This window comes from Embleya sp. NPDC005575 (assembly GCF_040605455.1).
Taxonomy (GTDB): domain Bacteria; phylum Actinomycetota; class Actinomycetes; order Streptomycetales; family Streptomycetaceae; genus Embleya.
The window spans coordinates 36,074-55,688 of the sequence record NZ_JBEXCV010000049.1 but is presented as its reverse complement, the minus strand read 5'-3'; the positions used below and the strand labels follow the sequence as shown (position 1 = coordinate 55,688).

Below are 19,615 nucleotides of genomic sequence, written 5' to 3'. Positions count from 1 at the left end.
TCCAAGCTGCACAAGCCGTCCCTGCGGGCACTGGCCTACGCCCGGTACTCGCGCCCCAACGTGGTCGAGGCGGTCACCGTCAACGTCGACCCGGCTCCCGTCCCGGTGGTGGCGGCGGCGCTCCGGGTCGTCCCGGTGGCGGCGGCGGCTTCGCCGGTCGTCCCGGTGGCGGCGGTCGCGGTGGCCCCGGTGGTCGCGGCGGCACGCAGGGCGCGTTCGGTCGTCCCGGTGGGCGTCCGGGCCGCGCGCGCAAGTCGAAGCGTCAGCGTCGTCAAGAGTTCGACAACATGCAGGCTCCGTCCGCCGGTGGCGTGATGGCTCCTCGCGGCAACGGGCGAGTCGTCCGGATGTCGCGCGGTGCCTCGCTCACCGACTTCGCGGAGAAGATCAACGCGAACCCCGCAGCACTCGTCCAGATCATGTTCAACCTGGGCTCGATGCTCACCGCGACCCAGTCGGTGAGCGACGACGAGCTGCAGACGCTCGGGGCCGAGCTCGACTTCGTGATCCAGATCGTCTCCCCCGAGGAGGAGGACCGCGAGCTGCTCGAGTCCTTCGACCTCGAATGGGGCGAGGACGAGGGCGACGAGGAAGACCTCGAGGCGCGTCCGCCGGTCGTCACCGTCATGGGTCACGTCGACCACGGCAAGACCCGCCTGCTCGACGCGATCCGCAAGACGAACGTGATCGCGGGCGAGGCCGGTGGCATCACCCAGCACATCGGTGCCTACCAGGTCGCGACCACGGTCAACGACGTCGACCGCAAGATCACCCTGATCGACACCCCCGGTCACGAGGCGTTCACCGCCATGCGTGCCCGCGGTGCCAAGTCGACGGACATCGCGATCCTCGTGGTCGCGGCGGACGACGGCGTGAAGCCGCAGACGATCGAGGCGCTCAACCACGCGCAGGCGGCCGGCGTGCCGATCGTCGTCGCGGTCAACAAGATCGACAAGGAAGGCGCGGACCCGACCAAGGTTCGTGGCCAGCTCACCGAGTACGGGCTCGTGGCCGAGGAGTACGGCGGCGAAACGATGTTCGTCGACATCTCGGCGAAGCAGGGCCTGGGCATCGACGAGCTGCTGGAAGCGGTCGTGCTGACCGCGGACGCGGCTCTGGAGCTCACCGCCAACCCGCACCAGGAAGCCCAGGGCATCGCGATCGAGGGTCACCTCGACAAGGGCCGCGGCCCCGTCGCGACCGTCCTGGTCCAGCGCGGCACGCTGCGCATCGGCGACGCGATCGTGGTCGGCGAGGCGTACGGCCGGGTCCGCGCGATGATCGACGAGAACGGCAACAACCTCGCCGAGGCTGCGCCGTCCCGTCCGGTCATGGTGCTGGGTCTGACCTCGGTGCCGGGTGCCGGTGACAACTTCCTCGTGGTCGAGGAAGAGCGCACCGCGCGCCAGATCGCCGAGAAGCGGGCGGCCCGGGAGCGCAACGCGACCCTGGCCCGTCGCTCCAAGCGCGTCTCGCTTGAGGACCTGGACAAGGCCCTCAAGGCCGGCGAGATGCAGCAGCTCAACCTCATCCTCAAGGGTGACGGCTCCGGTTCGGTGGAGGCGTTGGAAGACGCGCTGCTCAACCTGGATGTCGGCGACGAGGTCGAGCTGCGGATCATCGACCGGGGTGTCGGTGCGATCACCGAGTCCAACGTCAACCTGGCGATGGCCTCGGACGCGATCATCATCGGCTTCAACGTCCGGCCGGAGGGCCGGGCGCGGACGATGGCGGACCGCGAGGGCGTCGACATTCGCTTCTACTCGGTGATCTACCAGGCCATCGAGGAGATCGAAGCCGCGCTCAAGGGCATGCTCAAGCCCGAGTACGAAGAGGTCCAGCTGGGCACGGCGCAGATCCGCGCGGTGTTCCGCTCCTCCAAGCTCGGCAACATCGCGGGCTGCATGGTCACCGGCGGGACGATCAAGCGCAACACCAAGGCGCGGATCATCCGGCAGGGGGCGGTCGTCGCCGACAACCTCAATGTCGAGGGCCTGCGCCGCGAGAAGGACGACGTCACCGAGGTCCGCGAGGGCTTCGAGTGCGGTATCAACCTCGGTTCGTTCAACGACATCAAGGTCGAGGACGTCATCGAGACGTTCGAGATGCGGGAGAAGCCGCGAGGCTGACCCGGTAGGTCGAACCGATCGAACCGCTGATCGACGCGACGGATCCGCCCGGTACCCACCGGGCGGATCCGGCGCGTCGCAGTGCCGGCGGCAGTATGACCGGCAGCACGAGCAGACCAGCGTGACCAGTGGTACCCCGGGCCGCGACGTGTGAGCCCGGTTCTTTCGTCGGTGGCCCCAGCGGCCCCGACCCGAGGCCTCCCGGGCCGGCCAGGCCCGTCGCCTATGTTTGTGGGAACCATCAGCCTCGATGTGCTGTTCGGCGATGTGCACTCGTTGAAGGAAAAACGATCTTTGATCCGCCCCATCCTGGCGGACCTTCAGCGCAAGAATGCCGTTGCCGCCGCCGAGGTCGAGCATCAGGATTTGCATCGGCGCAGCGTGATCGGCATCGCGGTGGTCTCCGCGAGTGTCGAGCGATGCGCGGAGGTGTTGGACAGCTGTGAGCGGCTGGTCGCCGGCCGGCCGGAGTTGGAACTGCTCTCCACACGCCGCAGGGTGTACGGAGAGGACGACTGACGATCGTCGGACCGCCGTCGAACGAGCGGTCGGGCGAGCAGCCGAACAGAACAAGCAACGAGAGCGGCCCCCGCGTCCGGTGACTCCGGGCGCGGGGATCCCGCCGAAATGCCGAGCAATCGCAGGAGGATCAGTGGCCGACACCGCGCGGGCGCGCAAACTCGCGGACCGTATCCAGGTTGTGGTCGCAGAGACCTTGGAGCGACGGATCAAGGACCCGCGTCTGGGGTTCGTGACGATCACCGCCGCACGAGTGACCGGTGACCTCCGTGAGGCGACCGTGTTCTACACGGTCTACGGCGACGAGACCGAGCGGGCGGCGACCGCCGCCGCACTGGAGAGCGCCAAGGGCGTGCTCCGCAGTGAGGTGGGCCGCCAGACCGGCGTGCGACACACGCCGTCGCTGACGTTCATCGCCGACGCCCTTCCGGACAACGCCAAACTCATCGACGATCTGCTCGCTCGGGCGCAGCAGGCCGATGCGGCGGTACGCTCAACCGCCGCGGGCGCCGGCTACGCCGGTGACGCGGACCCCTATCGGACCCCGGCCGTGGGCGACTCCGACGACTCCGACGACGAGTCGGAGGCGGAGACCAAGGCGGATACACAGGAGGGCGACCGACCTTGACACCAGGCGTGGCGGCGGACCGGGAGCCCGGCCCGACCGCGGGAGCGAAACCGCGGACCGGCGACTTCGGCGCGAGAACGGTGCCGCCGACCGCGCCGGGTGCGGCCGATTGGGACGAGGCGGTACGCCTGCTCCTGACGGCCGGTGACATCACCCTGCTGGCACACGTCAGCCCCGACGGCGACGCGCTCGGTTCGGCGCTCGCCGTCGGGCTGGCGCTGCGCGAGTTGGGTCGCACAGTCCGGGTCTCCTACGGCGACGACCCCCTCGTGGTGCCGTCCTCGCTGGAGTTCCTGCCCGGCCAGGAGTTGCTCGTGGCGCACACCGAGGTGCCCGAGGAGCCGGAGCTGGTCGCCGTCTTCGACGCGGCCGGTTCGGCCCGGCTGGGCCTGCTGGAGGCCAAGGCCAGGGCGGCCGGCACGCTTTTGGTGGTCGACCACCACGCCTCCAACACCCGCTTCGGCACGCATCACCTGATCGACGTCGAGGCGCCCGCGACCGCGGTGCTCGCCGACGAGTTGATCACCCGGCTCGGCGCCACGCTGACCGCCGACATCGCGACCGCGCTGTACACCGGCCTGGTCACCGACACCGGCTCGTTCAAGTACGTGGGGACCACGCCCGAGACGCACACCTTCGCGGCTCGACTGATGGCCACCGGGATACGGCACGACCTGATCCAGCGGGCGATCTGGGACACCTGTCGGTTCGGCTACCTCAAGGTGCTCGCCGGTGCCCTCGCGGGCGCCGAACTGGACGCGGGCGCGGCGGGCGGTCTGGGCCTGGTGTCCACCGTGATCACCCGCGCCGAACGCGCCGCGCACGGGATCCGCCTGGACGAGATCGAGGGCGTGATCGACGTGGTCCGCAAGAGCGGCGAGGCCGAGGTCGCGCTGGTGCTCAAGGAGGACGACGACGGTGCGCTGCGCGCGTCCGCGCGCTCCAAGGGCGCGGTGGACCTCGGGCGCGTCTGCGGAGCCTTCGGCGGTGGCGGGCACGCGTTCGCTGCCGGATTCACCGCATACGACCCACCGGCCGAGGTGGTGGCCCGATTCCGGGACCTCCTGGCCGACGCACTACTGCCGGTCGCTCCGGCGCACGCAACCCCGGGAGACGACGCGTGAAGCGCCGCAACGCAGGACCCCCGCCGCCCGACGGCCTGGTGATCGTGGACAAGCCGGCCGGACTCACCTCGCACGACGTGGTGGGCCGGCTGCGCCGGATCGCCGGCACCCGCCGGGTGGGCCACGCGGGCACGCTGGACCCGATGGCCACCGGAGTCCTGGTGATCGGCATCGAGAAGGCCACCCGCCTGCTCGGCCATCTCGCGCTCACCGAGAAGGAGTACGCCGGGACCATCCGGCTCGGGCAGAGCACGATCACCGACGACGCCGAGGGCGAGGTCACTGCGACCACCTCGGCGGTACACGTGGACGACGCCTCGATCGCGGCGGGTATCGCCGAGCTGACCGGCCCGATCCTGCAGGTGCCCTCGAAGGTGTCGGCGATCAAGATCGACGGCAAGCGCTCGTACTCGCGGGTGCGCGACGGCGAGGAGTTCGAGCTCGCCGCCCGCCCGATCACGGTGTCCGCGTTCGAGGTGCTCGCCACCCGGCGCGAGGGCGAGACGATCGACCTGGACGTGCGGGTGACCTGCTCCTCCGGCACCTACATCCGGGCGCTGGCCCGCGACCTGGGCGCCGGGCTCGGGGTCGGCGGCCACCTGACCGCGCTGCGCCGTACCCGGGTGGGGCCGTACGCGCTGGATCGGGCGCACACGCTGGAGGAGTTGGAGGGGTCCTTCGGCGTGCTGCCGATCGCCGAGGCGGCCACGGCGGCCTTTCCGCGCCGGGAGGTCACCGAGGACCAGGCCCGCGCCGTCTCGCACGGCGGCCGGCTGCCGGCCGACGACAGCGAGGGGCCGGTGGGTGTGTTCGGCCCCGACGGCACCTTCCTCGCGCTGGTGGAGAACCGGGAGGGCGTGGCCCGCCCGCTCGCGGTGTTCGTGGGCTGAGGCCGGGCGCGGTACCGGCGGGCTCGGGGTGATGGTCGCCACGGCGGGGGCGGGACCGAGCGACGGCGCCTGCATGGGAAGCTGGACCCGCGACACGTCACGAAGAACGAGGAGCGGTTACGGTGCAGCGTTGGCGGGGCTTGGAGGACGTCCCCAGCGATTGGGGACGCTCCGTCGTCACGATCGGGTCCTATGACGGTGTGCATCGCGGGCACCAACGGACGATCGGCCGGGCGGTCGAGATCGGTCGCGAGCGCGGACTGCCCGTGGTCGTGGTCACGTTCGACCCGCACCCCAGCGAGGTGGTCCGGCCGGGAAGCCACCCGCCGCTGCTCACGCCGCACCACCGGCGCGCGCAGCTGATGGCGGACCTGGGGGTGGACGCGGTGCTGGTGCTCCCGTTCACGCTCGAATTCTCCCGGCAGAGCGCGGTCGACTTCGTTCGGCAGGTCCTGGTGGACTCGCTGCACGCGGCCGTGGTGGTCGAGGGGCGCAATTTCCGATTCGGCCACAAGGCGGCGGGCAACGTCGCGCTCTTGGAGGAGTTGGGCGTGGCGAACGACTTCACCATCGTCGAGCCGGAGCTGTTCGTCTCCGGCGAGGTGACCTTCTCGTCCACCGTGGTCCGGGGCCGGGTCGCCGAGGGCGACGTCGCGGGTGCGGCCGAGCTGCTCGGCCGGCCGCATCGGGTCGAGGGTGTGGTGGTGCGCGGCGATCAGCGCGGCCGCGAGCTCGGCTACCCGACGGCCAACCTGGAGGTGCTCCCGTACACGGCGATCCCGGCCGACGGGGTGTACGCGGGCTGGCTGGTGATCGAGGGCGAACGGCTGCCCGCGGCGATCTCGATCGGCACCAACCCGACCTTCGACGGCACCGAGCGGCGGGTCGAGGCGTACGCGCTGGACCGAACCGACCTCGACCTGTACGGGATGCACGTCGCGGTGGACTTCCTGGAATACCTGCGCGGGACCGAGCGCTTCGACTCGATCGACGACCTGCTGGAACACATGGCGCGCGATGTGAAGCGCGCGCGTGAGCTGATCGACGCGGCGGATCTGGGCCCGACGGGCTGAACCGGCGTCGCCGCCGCACCGCTTCGCGGTGTCGACGCGGCCTCGTCGCCTGGCGACCGATGTGCCGAGGGCCGCCCCGGAATCTCTTCCGGGGCGGCCCTTCGGCGTGTCAGCCCTGACGCGGTGGTTGCCAGTCGCCCGGCGGGGGCTGCTGGTAGTACGGCTGCTGGGGCTGCGGTTGGTGCGGGTGCTGCGGCTGCTGCGGGTGCGGCTGTTGGTGGGGGTGCTGTTGTGGTTGCTGCTGCGGCTGTTGTTGCTGGGGATACTGCTGTTGCGGATACGGCTGGGCCTGCTGCGGCTGTCCGTAGTAGGGCTGTTGCTGTTGCTGTTGTTGCTGGTACTGCGGCTGCCACTGCTGTTGTTGGTCGGCCGGCGGCTGGGTGCGGTGGAAGTCCTCGGCGACCAGCGCGGCCAGCTCGAAGTACGCCTCGCGGGTCTTGGGCCGCATCATGTCCAAGTCCAACTCCGCGCCCGCCGACAGGTGTTCGTCGAACGGGACGACCACGACCGCGCGGCAGCGGGTCTCGAAGTGGGCCACGATGTCCTCGGTCTTGACCATCTTGCCGGTCTCCCGGACGCCCGAGATCACCGTGATGCTGTTCGCGACCAGATCGGCGTAGCCGTGCGCGACCAGCCAGTCGAGCGTGGTGCTCGCGCTGGTCGCGCCGTCCACGCTGGGCGTGCTGATCACGATCAACTGGTGGGCCAGGTCGAGCACACCGCGCATCGCGCTGTAGAGCAGGCCGGTGCCCGAGTCGGTCAGGATGATCGGATACTGCTTGCCCAGCAGGTCGATCACCGAGCGGTAGTCGTCGTCGTTGAACGTCGTCGACACCGCCGGGTCCACGTCGTTGGCCAGGATCTCCAGGCCGCTGGAGGACTGCGACGTGAACCGCCGGATGTCCATGTAACTGTGCACGTGGGCCATCGAGTTGACCAGGTCGCGGATGGTCGCGCCGGTCTCCCGGCGGACCCGGCGGCCGAGCGTGCCGGCGTCCGGGTTGGCGTCGATCGCGATCACCCGGTCCTGCCGCTCGGTGGCCAGCGTCGAGCCGAGCGCGGTGGTCGTCGTGGTCTTGCCGACGCCGCCCTTGAGACTGATCACCGCGATCCGGTAGCAGCCCAGGACGGGCGTGCGGATTCGCTCCAGGCGTTCGGCCCGGCGCGCGTCGGCGGACTTGCCGCCGAGCCGGAAGCGCGGGGTCTGCCGGCGCGGCTGCGGTTGCTTGCGCAGCAGCCGGTCGCTGGTCAGTTCGACGGCCGCGGTGTAGCCGAGGGGCGCGCCGCCGACGGTTCGGGCGGGGGCGCCGCCGCCGTCGGGGGACCATGCCTGCGGTTGCGAGCTGCCCTGCGGCGGGGTGCCCGGGGCGTAGGGCTGCGCGGCGTCGGGCGTGCGGTCGTACGGGTTGGCCGGCTCGGGCGCGTGTTCGGCCGGTGTGGGCTGCCCCGGCTGCGGAGTCTGGTGCTGCGGGGCTTGGTGTTGCGGAGTCTGGTGTTGCGGGGCCGGCTGCGCGTGCGGGCCGGGGGCGCCGTGCGGGGGTGTGCCCGGGTGGTACGGCGACTGCGGGTCGGGGCCGGCGGGCGGTTGGCCGTACGGGTTGTGCTGCGGGGCCGGTGCGCCCTGCGGCGGGGTGCCCTGGGCGTACGGCGGTCGGCCGGCCTCGGGCTGTCCGTAGGGGACGCCCTGGCCGTACGGCGGCTCCTGGCCCTGCGGGCCGGCGTGGCCGTACGGCGCCTGTCCCGGGCGGCCGTCGGCGGTCGGGGCCTGGGCGTACGGGTTGTGCGCCTGGTGGGGGTCGGGCTGCGGGTAGGGCGCGGGGGCCTGTGGGCCGGGGGCGCCGTGCGGCGGGGTGCCCTGCCGGTACGGGTCCGGGGCCGGCTGGTACGGGCCGGGGGCCTGGGTGTACGGAGGCTGCCCGCCCGGCTGCTCCGGCCCGGCCGGTTCGTTGTTGCCGCCGAACGCGCGCCGCATCCACGAGCGCTCGTCGCGCTGTTGCGGCGGCTGCGGCTGCTGTGGGTGCGCGATGGGCTCGCCGCTGGGCGGCGGCAACGGTTGTCCGGTCGGCGGCGGGGCGCCGGTGCCCCATGCCTCGCCGTTGCCGGGGGCGGTGCCGGACCAGCCCGGAGGGGGCATGGGCGAGCCCTGCGGGGGCGTCGTCGGACGCGGCGGGGTGCCGGTCGGCGCCGGGGGTTGCCCGGCGCCGGGCGGCGGGGCCTGCTGCGGGATGCCGGGCGGCGGGGCCATGTCGTCGGTGATCGGTGCCATCAGCCGGGTCGCCGGGTCGGGCAGCGGAGCGCCCTGGGCCTGGCCCGGGTAATGCTGCTGCCGGTGTTGTCCCGGGCCGGGGGGCATGTCGCCCTGCTGCGGCGGGTACGGCGCCGGGCCGCCCTGCGGCGGGGCGGGCTGCTGCCCGTACGGCGGATAGCCGACGGAGGGCGGTGGTTGCCGGTCCGCGGGGGCCGGGCCCTGCGGCGGGTGCGGCCGGTCTTCGGCCGGTGGTCGCGGGGAGCCGACCGGCGAGGCCTGGGCGGCCGGTTGCGGAGCGGCGGCGCGGACCTCGGGCTGCGGGGCGGGCGGTCCGGCCGGGTCGCCGGTCGGCCGGCGGGTGGGGTCGTACGGCTCGGGTGTCGGCTGCGCGTCGGCGGCCGGCGCGTACGGCGGGTGGTTGTCGTACCTCGGCGGCTCGGGCGCGTGTTGCGGCGCGGGGCCGGTGGGCGCCCCGGTGGGCTCCGCGTGGGGTGCCTCGGGGGTCGGTTGCGCGGCGGACAGGCCGGGGATCGGCGTGCCGCCGGCGGGCGTGGTGGGCACGTCGTGCGGATCGAACGGCGTGTCCGGGTGCGCGTGGTCGACCCGATCGGGGGCGGGCGCCGGGTCGGCCGGCCGCTCGGTGGGCTCGGCGTGATCGACGGGCTCGGCATGCTCGGCGGGCTCGGCGTGCTCGGCGTGCTCGGCATGCTCGGCGTCGAGCCTCGGGCCGGCGTCGTCCGGCGGGGCCTGTTCGGTCTGCTCGGCCCGGTCCGGCGCCCGGTGGTCCGACTCGGCGGTCGGCGCGGCGGCTTCGCCGGCGGCACCGACCTCGCGCGGATCGGCGACGGGCCGGCCCTGGTCGAGCGCCGGTGGCACGACCATGGTCGGCTCGCCGGGGGTGAAGGGCGGCTGCGGGCCGGCGGGGGTGCCGGTGGGCCGGCCCTGGTCGAGCGCGGGTGGCACGACCATGGTCGGCTCGCCGGGGGTGAAGGGCGGCGGACCGGTCGGGTCGCCGGTGGGAGGGCCCTGGTCGACGGACGGTGGCACGACCATGGTCGGCTCGCCCGGGGTGAAGGCCGGGTCCGGGCCGGCCGGTGGGCCGACGGGGGGCTGTTCGGCCGAGGGCGTGCCGTACGGGAGCGGTGCCGAGGGCTCGGGCGAGGTGTACTGCGGCGGTACGACGGTGGTCGCGTCGCCCGAGGGCAGGCCGAATCCGTGCGGTTCGCCTGCGGGCGGCGCGCTCGGCTGCGCGGGGGCGCCGTCGTACGGAGCCCGTGGGTCGGCCGGATGCGATGCGGCGTGATCGACGCCATAGGGCTCGGGCGGAGGCTGGTGCGTGGCAGGCGGGCCGGCGGGCGGCTCGGTCGCCGGGGCGCCGTATCCGGGCGGGGCATCCGCCGGGTGTGCCGGCGGCACCGACGGCGGTTCGGGCGTGCCCGGGCCGGATCCGTACGGACCCGGGGCGGCACCGGTCGGCCCACCCACACCGGGGCCGGTCCCGTACGGCAGCGGTGCGTGCGGGTCGGGCGTCCGCGCGGGCGGCACCAGCGTCGCGTCGTCGCTGCCGTACCGGGGCGCCGCCGGCACCTGCCCACTCTGCCGAGGGGGTGCGGGCGCGCCGACTCCGGACGGTGGTGGCGCGGGCACGCCGCCGTCCTGGTGCGTGTACCACGAGGGCATGGTGAAGTCGGGTCCCGACCACTCCTCTTCCTCGTCGGCCCCCGGCTCGATGTGCGCGCCGTCCTGCTCGCTGCTCACGGTGTGGTCCTTCCGATCGTCCGGAGGCGGCTCGGCATCGGATCACACGGCGCCGCGCCGTCCGCCGTACCTCGACCAGAGTCGAGGCTGCCCCCTACACGAGCCTCACAGCGTAGTCAGCGGTGCCGGCACCCGTTGCCGCTCCGTCCACCTGTTCGCGCAGAGCCGGTGTCGTGACCTCGGTCGGTCAGTCCATCCGCCGCGGCGGCCCGAGCAGGCCGACCTCGGCCTGAGTGGGCGCCAGCAGCACGTACTTGCGCGACTTCCTGGTGCTCCACAGGGTCAGTTCGTCGGCGAGCGTGGGCAACGCGGCCTCGTCCTCGCCGGGCAGGGACAGTACCGACGAGGCGGCTTGTGCCTCGATCGGGGAGACCCGCTGGATGCCGACCAGGCCCGCGCCCACGCCTATCCGCTGCCGGGCCTGCGCCGGGTCCAAAAAGGGCAGCAGGGTCAGTGTGGTCTGCCACGCGGCCGGCGCGAGCCGATTGCGTGGCGGCCGTGCGCCGCAGTCGCGGATGACCAGGACCGGGCTGCCGGCGGTGGGGCCCTGCGGGCCGAGCCGGCCCACCTGATGTACCGTCACGCACGGTTGTGCGCCGCCCGCCGCCTGGGCCATCGCGGACCACAACTGCGGACGACCGGACTCGATCGCGACCCGCGCGCCGATCGCCGCGGCCCGCAGCGCGATGATCTGCACCACATAGGCGCCGCCGACGAACGCGACGTCCAACGGCTCCGGCCGGAACAGGCCGAGTACCGCCGGGTTGCGCTCGGCGTCGATGCCGATCACCACGCCGTCGTCGCCCACCGGCAGGCCGAGGGCGGGCAATTGGGCGGTGGTCAGCACGTGCCGCTCGTGTCTGGGTCCGACCAGGCGGGCCAAGCCCTTGCGCCGCGAGGGCAGCGGCACGGGAGTACCCGCGCCGGGTGCGGGGTTCGGGGTGGGGGCGGGCGGGTTCGGATTGCGGTTGTTGCCCCGCCCGTTCGGGGCCCGGCGTCGGCCCCTGCCGGTGTTGGTCGTGCTCACTGGTCGATCCTCCCCGTACGTGTGCATCTGTGACGGTTCGTCACAACAGGCCGCCGAGCGGCAGTGTGGCCAGCAGCGCCGGTTGCTGCTCCCAGTCGAGCCGGGTCAGGCCGATCTTCTCGACTCGGGCCCGGCGTTCCAACTGCCTTGTCACGTCTGCGAGTTCACTGCCGGAACGGGCGGCGATCCGGACGTGCGTGGTGAGTGCGGTGGTGCCGCCCACGCCGTGTGTCGCGGTCAGCGCGAAAGTGGTGGCGACCGCCGGTGTCGCGGTCAGCGCGCCCACCAGGTCGGAGGTGCGACCCTGGGTCAGCTGCGGCCAGCGGTTGGCCCAGTAGGTGGTGTGCCACCGGTCGTCGCAGCGCCATGCGCGCTTGGACTCGGTGGTCCGCCGGCCGCCGCGCCCGTACTGGCGGGTGGTGCGGTTCACGCTGCACGAGGTGGCGAGTGCCTGGATCAGCTCGGCCTCCTCGAGGGCGCGGGCCTCGAAACCGGCGCCGGTCAGGTTGCCGGCCAGTTGGTTGACCGCGCGCAGCAGTGCCCGCTGGGCCCCCTCCTCGCCGCCGCCGCGTGCGGCGACGGCTCCCGCGCACATTTCGGGCTCGAAGCGCAGCGCGATCCAGGTCAGGCGCAGCGCCGGCACGTCGTGCAGCCCCTGCTCGACGAGTTGGCGGTAGGACCGGGTGGCCAGCGCCTCCTCGGGCAGGTGGGTGGCCGGCGCGGGCTGGGTGTGCTGGACCACCTGGACCGAGGCCAGTGTCACGTCGTCGACCTCCAGCGTGCTCACGATCGTGGGCAGCGGCAGCGGTCGTTGCGCCCGAGAGGGGCGCAGCGGCTCGTCGCGCGAGGTGACCAACAGCACGGCGGTGAGGAAGGTACCGTCGCCGATCAGTCCGATGGAGCGGCGCTCGCGGTCGGTGACCGAACTCGTCGTCAGGTGCGGCGCACACTCCAGAACCGGGACCAGGACCGGATCGGCGTCGTCCGGGACGGCCGGCATCCGGCGCCGGCGGCGGAAGTCGAACAGGATCGGCAACCACTGCACGAGCCAGCGCCCGCGCAGTCGCACCAGGGCGGGCCCCACTAGCAGCACCGCGAGGGCACCGAGACCGATCAATACCGCCAAATTCGTGGCCAGTCCGATCGCGACCAGCAGTACCCCGAGTTGGATCAGCACGATCTGCTGGACCAGGACGCCGCCGATGCGGCCGGCACGTGGGTGTACGCGCAGTACGGCGCGCTGCGGTGCCGGTGGTGACGTCCCGTCGGGTGTGGGTGGGCGGGTCTGCCGATGCGTCCCTACCGGCGCGGGTGCGGCCACGTTTGTAGATCCCCCATGCTCACGACTTGTCCCCGTATGCCGTCGCCCGACTGTCACGGCGGGTGCGGCACACCGTACGGTACGGGGCCGGGGGATTGCCCGCGACCCTGTGGTCGCGTCGGTGATAGAACCTTCAGCCGGAGCGCACGGTCGATCACGGGGAGAACGATGGCATCGCGCCGCGAGCAGCTTGAGGCGTACATCTTCGCGCGCCGCCGGATGGTGGCCGCGTTCCTGCAACCGGCTCCGGGCGGTGGCACCGAGGAGAACGCGCCCAAGCCGATGCGCATGGTCACGCCGAGCATCGTGGTCGCGATGCTGGTGCTGGTCGGGTTCGGGGTGGTCGGGCTGATCAAGCCCGGGACGCCGCCCGGTTGGAAGGACAAGAGCAGCCTGATCGTGGGCCGCGACTCGGCGAGCCGGTACGTCTTCCTCGACGGCAAGCTGCACCCGGTGCTCAACATCGCCTCCGGCCGACTGCTGCTCGACCCGGGCAACTTCAAGGTCAACATGGTTCCGGAGAGCCGGCTCAACAGCGTCAGCCACGGTGCGCCGCTGGGCATCCCGAACGCACCGGACCGGCTGCCGACGGCCAAGGAGGTCAAGGAGCGCAAGTCCTGGACCGTGTGCGAGCGGCCGGCCGTGGGCAAGGACGGCAAGCCCGACCCGGCCGGCGAGCCGCAGCGCAGCGTGTTCATCGGCGCGGCTCCGGCGGACGGTGCGCTGCGACCGGGCGAGGCGCTGTTCGTGCAGGACCGGAACCAGCGCAAGTACCTGGTCTACCAGGGCAAGCGCTTCGTGACGGAGACGCCCACCGTGATCGGTGCGCTGAACCTGGGCGGCGCGCCCGCGCAACCGGTCAGCGACGCGTGGCTGGCGACGCTGATCGACGGCGGCACCATCGACCACCCGATGCCGGCCGACTACGGCAAGCAGACCCAACTGCCGCTGGCCAGGGAGTACAACAAGGTTGGCATCGTGCTGCGCGCGGAGGGCAGTGCCCAGCGGCAGAACTACGTGGTCACCATGGAGGGCGTGATGCCGGTCAGCGAGCTGACCGCCGTGCTGCTGACCACGAACCCCAGGGCGAGGGAGGCGTACGGGAACACCACGCCCACCGCCTTCCCGGTCAACCTCGGCACGCTCGGCGGCGCCGTGGTGCAGGACCGTACGTTCGCCGCGGACAAGGGCTGGCCGGAGATCCCGCCGACGCCGATGAACCGGATGACGCGCAACGACCTGGAGTTGCCGCGCAACGTGGTGTGCAACACGTTCTCCGGCGAGTGGCGCGGCATCCAGCCGGTGACCACGCAGTCCGCCGGGACCCGGCCGCCGGAGCAACTGGTCGACGGCATGGGCGGCGTGTGGGTCAAGCCCGGTGCGGGGGCGCTGTATCGCGAGGTGACCGGGACGCCCGAGGATGGTCCGACGTACCTGGTTGCCGACTCGGGACTGCGCTACAGCGTGCCGGAGGAGGCGCAGGCCGGCGGCGCGCCGGCCGGGCCGAACCAGGACAGCGAGGCGAAGCAGCGGCTGGGCTACAAGGGCGTGGAGGTCAAGCCGTTGCCCCGGGCGTGGTCCGAACTGGTCTCGCGAGGGCCGCAATTGAGTACGGCCGATGCCAAGAAGCCGCAGGGTTCCTGAGCCGGGGTGCGGGAGTTGGGGTAGCGTCGGACGGGTCGTGAGTGGTGACGACTCCCGACCGGAGAACCGGAAGGCACGACCGAAGACCGGCGCATTGCACAAGGCCGCGGTGGTATCGACCGAGTCAAGGTTCCGTAACTATGAGTAGGGCGTCGCTTGGGTGGCGTCCCGGGTTGCGGTTAGAGTTCCCACGACGTCGCAACGGTGACGTTGGTGCGGGGGCACCCGACACGGGTGACACGAACCTTTCCTCGCGCACGTCTGTCTCATGGGGGATGGTGAAACATGGCAGGTGAAGCGTTCAAGATCACTCCGCAGATGTTGGCGGAGTTGTCGAAGAAGGTTCAGGGCGTGGCGACCGACCTCGAAGCGGCCATCCAGGAGATGAACCGCAAGGTCGACGCGATCGAGGGTCAGTGGCAGGGCGCTGCCAGGAACCAGTTCGACCCGCTGCAGGAACAGGCCGTGCAGAAGGCGCTCGGTGTCAAGCGCGCTCTTGACGCCATTTCCGGGGCCATGGGCCACAACGCCAACTCGTACGACCAGACCGAGACGGCCGTGTCCGGCAAAATCTCGAAGTTGATGTTCTGACCGAGGTCCGATTCTCGGTCGCAGGCGGTCGTACTCGCTCTCGTGCTGCTCGGGGCGATGCCCCGGTCGCAAGCCGGTCATCCGACACTGGGGAGAAAGCATGTCGCAGGTAGTTGTCACTTTCGCTGCGCTCGAACAGGCCGCAGCCGATATTCGCGCCCTCAACGCCCGTCTCGCCGACATGCAGTCGGGCCTGAAGCGGGACATCGCGCCGGTCACCGAGTCGTGGTCCGGTGACGCTCGCGAGGGCTACCTCGTCCAGCAGGCGAGCTGGGACCAGAACGCGCAGGGTCTGCAGGACGCGCTCAACGGCATCGCCGACGGCCTGATGCGTGCGGCCGACGCGTACCGCCAGACCGAGGCGTCCAACGCCAAGATGTGGCACTGACACCGGGAGTTTCGGGGCACCGGCGGGGTCCGTACCGGCGTGGTGGCGCTCGCAGTTCGACAGCGCGACCGAGGTGGCATCGGTACCGGCGCGGTAGCGGTATCGGTCCGGGGGCAGTCGCCGGGTCGGTGGCCGGTGCCCTCGTTGTGACGCGATGAGAGGAGGCGGGCTCGTGCCCGCCTCCTCCCGTGTCCGTCATCGGTCTCACGGGGGCCGGGGACACCCACACGACAGGCCAGGCCGGCCCGGGAGTCCGGGGCCGGTCCGGTGGTGATCCGGAAGGCGAACGAACCGATGCGACCCGTGCGGCGACGGTGGGCGGCACCTCTTCTCACGCTCGGCCTGCTGCTGCCGGCCGGGTCGGCGGCGGTCGATGGCGGGCCGGTGGACACCGAGCTGCTCGCGGGCGAGTGTGTGTACCCCTCCAAGCCGATGCCCGGCAAGCCGTGGTCGCTGCAGCGTGTACTGCTCGACGAGCTCTGGCAGACGTCCACCGGCAAGGGTGTCACGGTCGCGGTGATCGACAGCGGGATCGACGACGACAACCCGCAGTTGGGTCCGGCGATCGTGCCCGGCAAGGACTTCTTCAACGACAAGGCCAACGGCACCGACGACACCCACGGCCACGGCACGATGGCCGCGGGCATCATCGCAGCCCGACCCGGCAGCCGGCTGACGCCCAGGCTCGACACGGGCTTCGTGGGTCTGGCACCCGACGCGATGTTGTTGCCGATCCGGCAGAACGGCGGCGACGACGCGACCAAGGGCAACGAGGACAGCCTGGCGGCGGCGATCGACTTCGCGGTGGCGGGGGGCGCCACGGTGATCAACATTTCCCAGGACACCGTGGGCGGCCAAGAGCCGGGCGCCAAGCTGCGCGACGCGGTGCAGCGCGCGATCGCCAAGCAGGTGGTCGTGGTCGCCGCCGCGGGCAACTCCGGCGACAAGGACAACCTCGACTCGTGGCCGGCGAAGTATCCCGGCGTCCTGGGCGTCGGCGCCTCCGACCGCAACAACGAGCGGGCGCCGTTCTCGCAGAACAAGCCGTACGTGGGCGTGATGGCCCCGGGCGTGGACATGTGGTCGACGGTGCCCAAGGGCGGCCACTGCAGCGGCGCCGGCACCTCCTTCGCGACCCCGTACGTGGCCGCCGTCGCGGCACTGATCCGCTCGGCGCACCCGACCTACACCGCAGCCCAGGTGATCACGCTGATCGAACAGACCGCGCAGCGCGGCGCCCCGGGCCACGTGGACGGCGTCGGCTGGGGCGTGGTCGACCCGCTGCGCGCCCTCAGCTATACGGGGGTTCCCGGGTCCGCTCCGGTCCCCGACCCCAAGGTCGACCGCAGTACCGAGCTCGTCAACGTCGCCCCCCTGGCCCACGGCCCCACCCGAGCCGACCGCGACCGCCGCCAGGCCTCGGTGGTCCTGTTCATGGCCATCGGCCTGACCATCGTCGTCATCTGCGCCGCCATCGTCGTCCGCGACGCCCGAAAGCGCGGGAAGGGCAGCGTGGGCACAGCCTGAATCCAGAGCCGGGCCCGGGGGTCTCGTCCGGTATCGGGCCCATTCGTCGCGCCGATGGCGGGTGCGCCGGGGGCGCGGTCTCGCCACCAGCAGCGCGCCGAGACAACCCGGCTTCAGAACACATGGGGGAAACCATGGCAGACCAAGAGATCCCGGATACGCGGATCAATCGCGCGTTGGAACCCAAGTACTTTCTGGCCGACCCGAACTCCACCACGCCGGCCGTGCCGAAGCCCTTCTTGGCGACACCGCCGCCCCCGGGGGATCCCGGCGGCCCGTTCGATGTGCCCGGTCGCACGCATGTGGAAGCGGACCAGCTGACCCGGTTGGCCGGAACGGCCGACGCGTTTCACGGCGAGATCATGAAGATCAACCAGGACGCGGATGCCACCGCTCAAACCGCGGCCGGCGGACTCGAGGGGTGCGCGATGCAGGCGGCCCTCCGTGAATTGGCACACGACTGGCCATTGCAAGCCGCCTCGGCCGCCGCGCAGTTCACCTTGGCCGCGCAGGCGCTGCGCGACAACGCGGACCAGTATCGGCGCACCGAGCACGTCAACACCAACCTGTTCAGCTCATAGGGGTGGCGCGCGATGAACCTCACCCAGTTCCGGCAAGCCAATTTCGACGCGTTATCGGCGGCGGTCTCGTATTGGGACACGCTGTCCGGACAGATGCAAGGGGTGGAACTCCGCCTCGGACCCGAGCTCTCGGCGCCCATCAAGGGTCAGAAGTGGCAGGGGCTTTCCGCCACGATGGCCGGCGTACGCCTCGACAATGTGAACAAGCAGTTGGAGAACGCGGTGACCGAGTGCCGCGCGATCGCCACCGTCCTCAGCGATGTCAACGGTGACCTCCGCAAGCTGCGGGACGAACTGCGTGGGATCGATGCGGAGGCAGCCGCCAAGAAGCTTGTCATCGCCCCGGACGGGTCGGTCACCTGGCCGCCGATGCCGGTGAGTCCGGGGCAGGAGGTGACGAAGGAAGCGGGGGATCGATACACCGCCGAACAGCGGGGGCACGCCGAGGAGATCGGTCGGCGGATCGCGGATCTGCTCCGCCGGGCCAACGACGCCGACGAGCGCGGCGCGGCGGCGCTGCGGGCGACGCGCGGCAAGGACCCGATCACCTTCGACTCGCCGAACGCCCTCGGTGGCGGCGCTGAGGCCGACGCCAAGCGCGCCTCGGACCTGTTCACTCGCCTGTCCTCGCTCAACCCGGGTGAACTGGACCTGCTGCGCAACCTCATGCAGGCGAACTCGGGCGACCCCAACTTCGCCGAGGCGCTGACCCGGACGATGAAACCCACCGGCCTTTACGACGCCACGGGGCTGATCGCCCAGATGAACGCGCGAATAGCCGCCGGCGACAAGCAGGACCCGAGACTCGCGGACCTGAAGCAGCTCCAGACCGACCTCGGCAACTCGCTCGCCACGGCAAGTCCCCGGCTGGTCAAGGACCCCGCGTGGATGGCCTCGATGCGGGAGGCGGGCCGGGAGTTCGTCAGAGTCGGCGACGGTGACGCCTATCCGGGTCGGGCCACGGTCTACGGGTATCAGCTCCTGGGCACGTTGCTGGGCCACGGGACGTACGACACCGCTTTCCTGCGGCAGACCGCGGACGAGGTGATCGCGTTCGAGAAAGGGGCCGGCAAGCCCTCGATCTGGAGCACGACCCTGATGCCGCCTCCACGCTTCGGCCTCGACCTCTCCCGACCGGGCAGTGGCTATGACCCGATGACCGGTGTGCTGACCGCGATGAGCTGGAACCCGGAGGCCGCGAAGGGCTTCTTCGGCGACGGCGGCCCGGCTCGGCTGGACTATCTGTTCAAGGGCCGCGACCCGATCCTCGACCACATCGGCGGTCAGGGCGAACCGACCAGCTACGACGCCCTCGGGAACGCGCTCCAGGCCGCCACCACCGGCCGAATTCCGACCGGCGGGGTGGGGCTTCCGGACTCCCCGATGCTGCCGCACGACGACGTGATGCGCCGGATCGCGAAGGACACGGTTGCCTATCTCGGGGGCCGAGGGGGACTGCATGGGGCGGTTCCCGGAGACATGAGCGACAGCGTCGCGAACATCCTTTCCGAGTACGTGGACGACACTCACCGAACCCTGGCCGGAGACAGCCGTGGGGCGAAGCTTTTCGATGAGTACGATTTGATATACGCCACCAGAGGGATGTCTGAGAACCCCGAGGCTTTCCGGTCTCTCTACAATCAGGAGCTGAATTACACGGCGGCCAATCTGGTCACCGCCACGACGCCGAGTGGGGCGCGCCTGGAGGTCGAGGCCGGATCCGGGGCATTGGGTGCGCTCGACGAGATCCGAACCCAGGTGATCAAGGGTCAGGGTAGCGACTCGGCAGCCGCGAAAAACTGGGAAAGCAAATACCTGTATCACGGTCTCGGTGGCGGCGCCAATGCCGTGGTCGGAGTGGCACTGCCGGGACAACTTGCCTTTTTGGGTGATTTTGCCCAGCGTCGCATAAATCTTTTTACCGACGGGTGGTACGAGGATCGAACCGCAGAAATTGCGGAACAGACTTCGATCGACTTGGAAAGGCTGCACCGGGAGAACACGGGGCGTTTGGAAGGGGCGCTGCGGACGTGGTCGGAAACCTCTCCGGAGCGAGGACAACCGAATTTCGAAGTCGAGAACGAGATTACGATGCGGCATTCGATGCTCAACTACGGGAACGGCGGCGAGCGCGTGCGCTCCACCCTGGGGGTATAGCAGCGGATCA

General features: G+C 71.4%; 15 protein-coding genes. 12 read left to right on the top strand and 3 right to left on the bottom strand.

The window, feature by feature from the left end; all coding sequences use genetic code 11:
* From infB to ABZS54_RS18620, 6 genes are all read left to right on the top strand, one after another.
* The coding region (infB, locus tag ABZS54_RS18645) for a translation initiation factor IF-2 (RefSeq protein ID WP_355536677.1) at positions 1-2,129 on the top strand (2,129 nt) is incomplete at its 5' end.
* A gap of 225 nt (positions 2,130-2,354) precedes the next feature.
* Entirely contained in the window at positions 2,355-2,648 is a 294-nt protein-coding gene (locus tag ABZS54_RS18640) for a DUF503 domain-containing protein (protein ID WP_355536674.1), read from the top strand.
* Between the two features lie 133 nt (positions 2,649-2,781).
* The gene (gene rbfA / locus ABZS54_RS18635) at positions 2,782-3,276 is read left to right on the top strand and encodes a 30S ribosome-binding factor RbfA (RefSeq protein ID WP_020553095.1); all 495 of its coding nucleotides are present in this window, start codon (positions 2,782-2,784) and stop codon (positions 3,274-3,276) included.
* Positions 3,273-4,400 (top strand): DHH family phosphoesterase, encoded by a 1,128-nt coding sequence (locus ABZS54_RS18630; protein ID WP_355536671.1) that lies wholly within the window; start codon positions 3,273-3,275, stop codon positions 4,398-4,400. The genes rbfA and ABZS54_RS18630 overlap by 4 nt, the downstream gene beginning before the upstream one ends.
* Entirely contained in the window at positions 4,397-5,290 is an 894-nt protein-coding gene (truB, locus tag ABZS54_RS18625) for a tRNA pseudouridine(55) synthase TruB (RefSeq protein WP_355536668.1), read from the top strand. Before ABZS54_RS18630 ends, truB begins: the two co-directional genes overlap by 4 nt.
* Positions 5,291-5,412: 122 nt before the next feature.
* Positions 5,413-6,363: a bifunctional riboflavin kinase/FAD synthetase gene (locus ABZS54_RS18620; RefSeq protein ID WP_355536666.1), complete on the top strand. Its 951-nt coding sequence runs from the start codon at positions 5,413-5,415 to the stop codon at positions 6,361-6,363.
* A 109-nt stretch (positions 6,364-6,472) separates the two neighbouring features.
* Here the strand turns inward: ABZS54_RS18620 and ABZS54_RS18615 are convergent, their stop codons facing one another.
* The 3 genes from ABZS54_RS18615 to eccE form a co-directional block, all read right to left on the bottom strand.
* A complete protein-coding gene (locus ABZS54_RS18615; RefSeq protein WP_355536663.1) occupies positions 6,473-10,369 on the bottom strand; it encodes an AAA family ATPase in 3,897 nt (1,298 codons plus the stop codon).
* 187 nt (positions 10,370-10,556) lie between these two features.
* A complete protein-coding gene (locus ABZS54_RS18610; protein WP_355536660.1) occupies positions 10,557-11,396 on the bottom strand; it encodes a hypothetical protein in 840 nt (279 codons plus the stop codon).
* A gap of 40 nt (positions 11,397-11,436) precedes the next feature.
* On the bottom strand, positions 11,437-12,717 hold the full coding sequence (gene eccE / locus ABZS54_RS18605) for a type VII secretion protein EccE (RefSeq protein ID WP_355536657.1): 1,281 nt from the start codon (positions 12,715-12,717) through the stop codon (positions 11,437-11,439).
* A gap of 168 nt (positions 12,718-12,885) precedes the next feature.
* Here eccE and eccB point away from each other — a divergent pair, with 168 nt between their 5' ends.
* The 6 genes from eccB (at position 12,886) to ABZS54_RS18575 (ending at position 19,605) form a co-directional block, all read left to right on the top strand.
* Entirely contained in the window at positions 12,886-14,361 is a 1,476-nt protein-coding gene (gene eccB / locus ABZS54_RS18600) for a type VII secretion protein EccB (RefSeq protein WP_355536654.1), read from the top strand.
* A gap of 285 nt (positions 14,362-14,646) precedes the next feature.
* The gene (locus tag ABZS54_RS18595; RefSeq protein WP_355536651.1) at positions 14,647-14,952 is read left to right on the top strand and encodes a WXG100 family type VII secretion target; all 306 of its coding nucleotides are present in this window, start codon (positions 14,647-14,649) and stop codon (positions 14,950-14,952) included.
* A 100-nt stretch (positions 14,953-15,052) separates the two neighbouring features.
* On the top strand, positions 15,053-15,340 hold the full coding sequence (locus tag ABZS54_RS18590; RefSeq protein WP_355536648.1) for a WXG100 family type VII secretion target: 288 nt from the start codon (positions 15,053-15,055) through the stop codon (positions 15,338-15,340).
* Positions 15,341-15,634: 294 nt separating this feature from the next.
* On the top strand, positions 15,635-16,867 hold the full coding sequence (mycP, locus tag ABZS54_RS18585; RefSeq protein WP_355536645.1) for a type VII secretion-associated serine protease mycosin: 1,233 nt from the start codon (positions 15,635-15,637) through the stop codon (positions 16,865-16,867).
* A gap of 122 nt (positions 16,868-16,989) precedes the next feature.
* Entirely contained in the window at positions 16,990-17,448 is a 459-nt protein-coding gene (locus tag ABZS54_RS18580; RefSeq protein ID WP_355536642.1) for a hypothetical protein, read from the top strand.
* Positions 17,449-17,460: 12 nt separating this feature from the next.
* Positions 17,461-19,605, top strand: coding sequence for a hypothetical protein (locus ABZS54_RS18575; protein ID WP_355536639.1), 2,145 nt, complete (start codon positions 17,461-17,463; stop codon positions 19,603-19,605).
* The last annotated feature ends 10 nt before the right edge of the window (positions 19,606-19,615 follow it).

Excerpts from the sequence above, each read along its gene's own strand:
- ABZS54_RS18640 (WP_355536674.1), top strand. The coding sequence starts at position 2,355 with ATGTTTGTGGGAACCATCAGCCTCGATGTGCTGTTCGGCGATGTGCAC.
- eccB (WP_355536654.1), top strand. The coding sequence starts at position 12,886 with ATGGCATCGCGCCGCGAGCAGCTTGAGGCGTACATCTTCGCGCGCCGC.
- ABZS54_RS18595 (WP_355536651.1), top strand. The coding sequence starts at position 14,647 with ATGGCAGGTGAAGCGTTCAAGATCACTCCGCAGATGTTGGCGGAGTTG.
- ABZS54_RS18590 (WP_355536648.1), top strand. The coding sequence starts at position 15,053 with ATGTCGCAGGTAGTTGTCACTTTCGCTGCGCTCGAACAGGCCGCAGCC.
- mycP (WP_355536645.1), top strand. The coding sequence starts at position 15,635 with ATGCGACCCGTGCGGCGACGGTGGGCGGCACCTCTTCTCACGCTCGGC.
- ABZS54_RS18580 (WP_355536642.1), top strand. The coding sequence starts at position 16,990 with ATGGGGGAAACCATGGCAGACCAAGAGATCCCGGATACGCGGATCAAT.
- ABZS54_RS18575 (WP_355536639.1), top strand. The coding sequence starts at position 17,461 with ATGAACCTCACCCAGTTCCGGCAAGCCAATTTCGACGCGTTATCGGCG.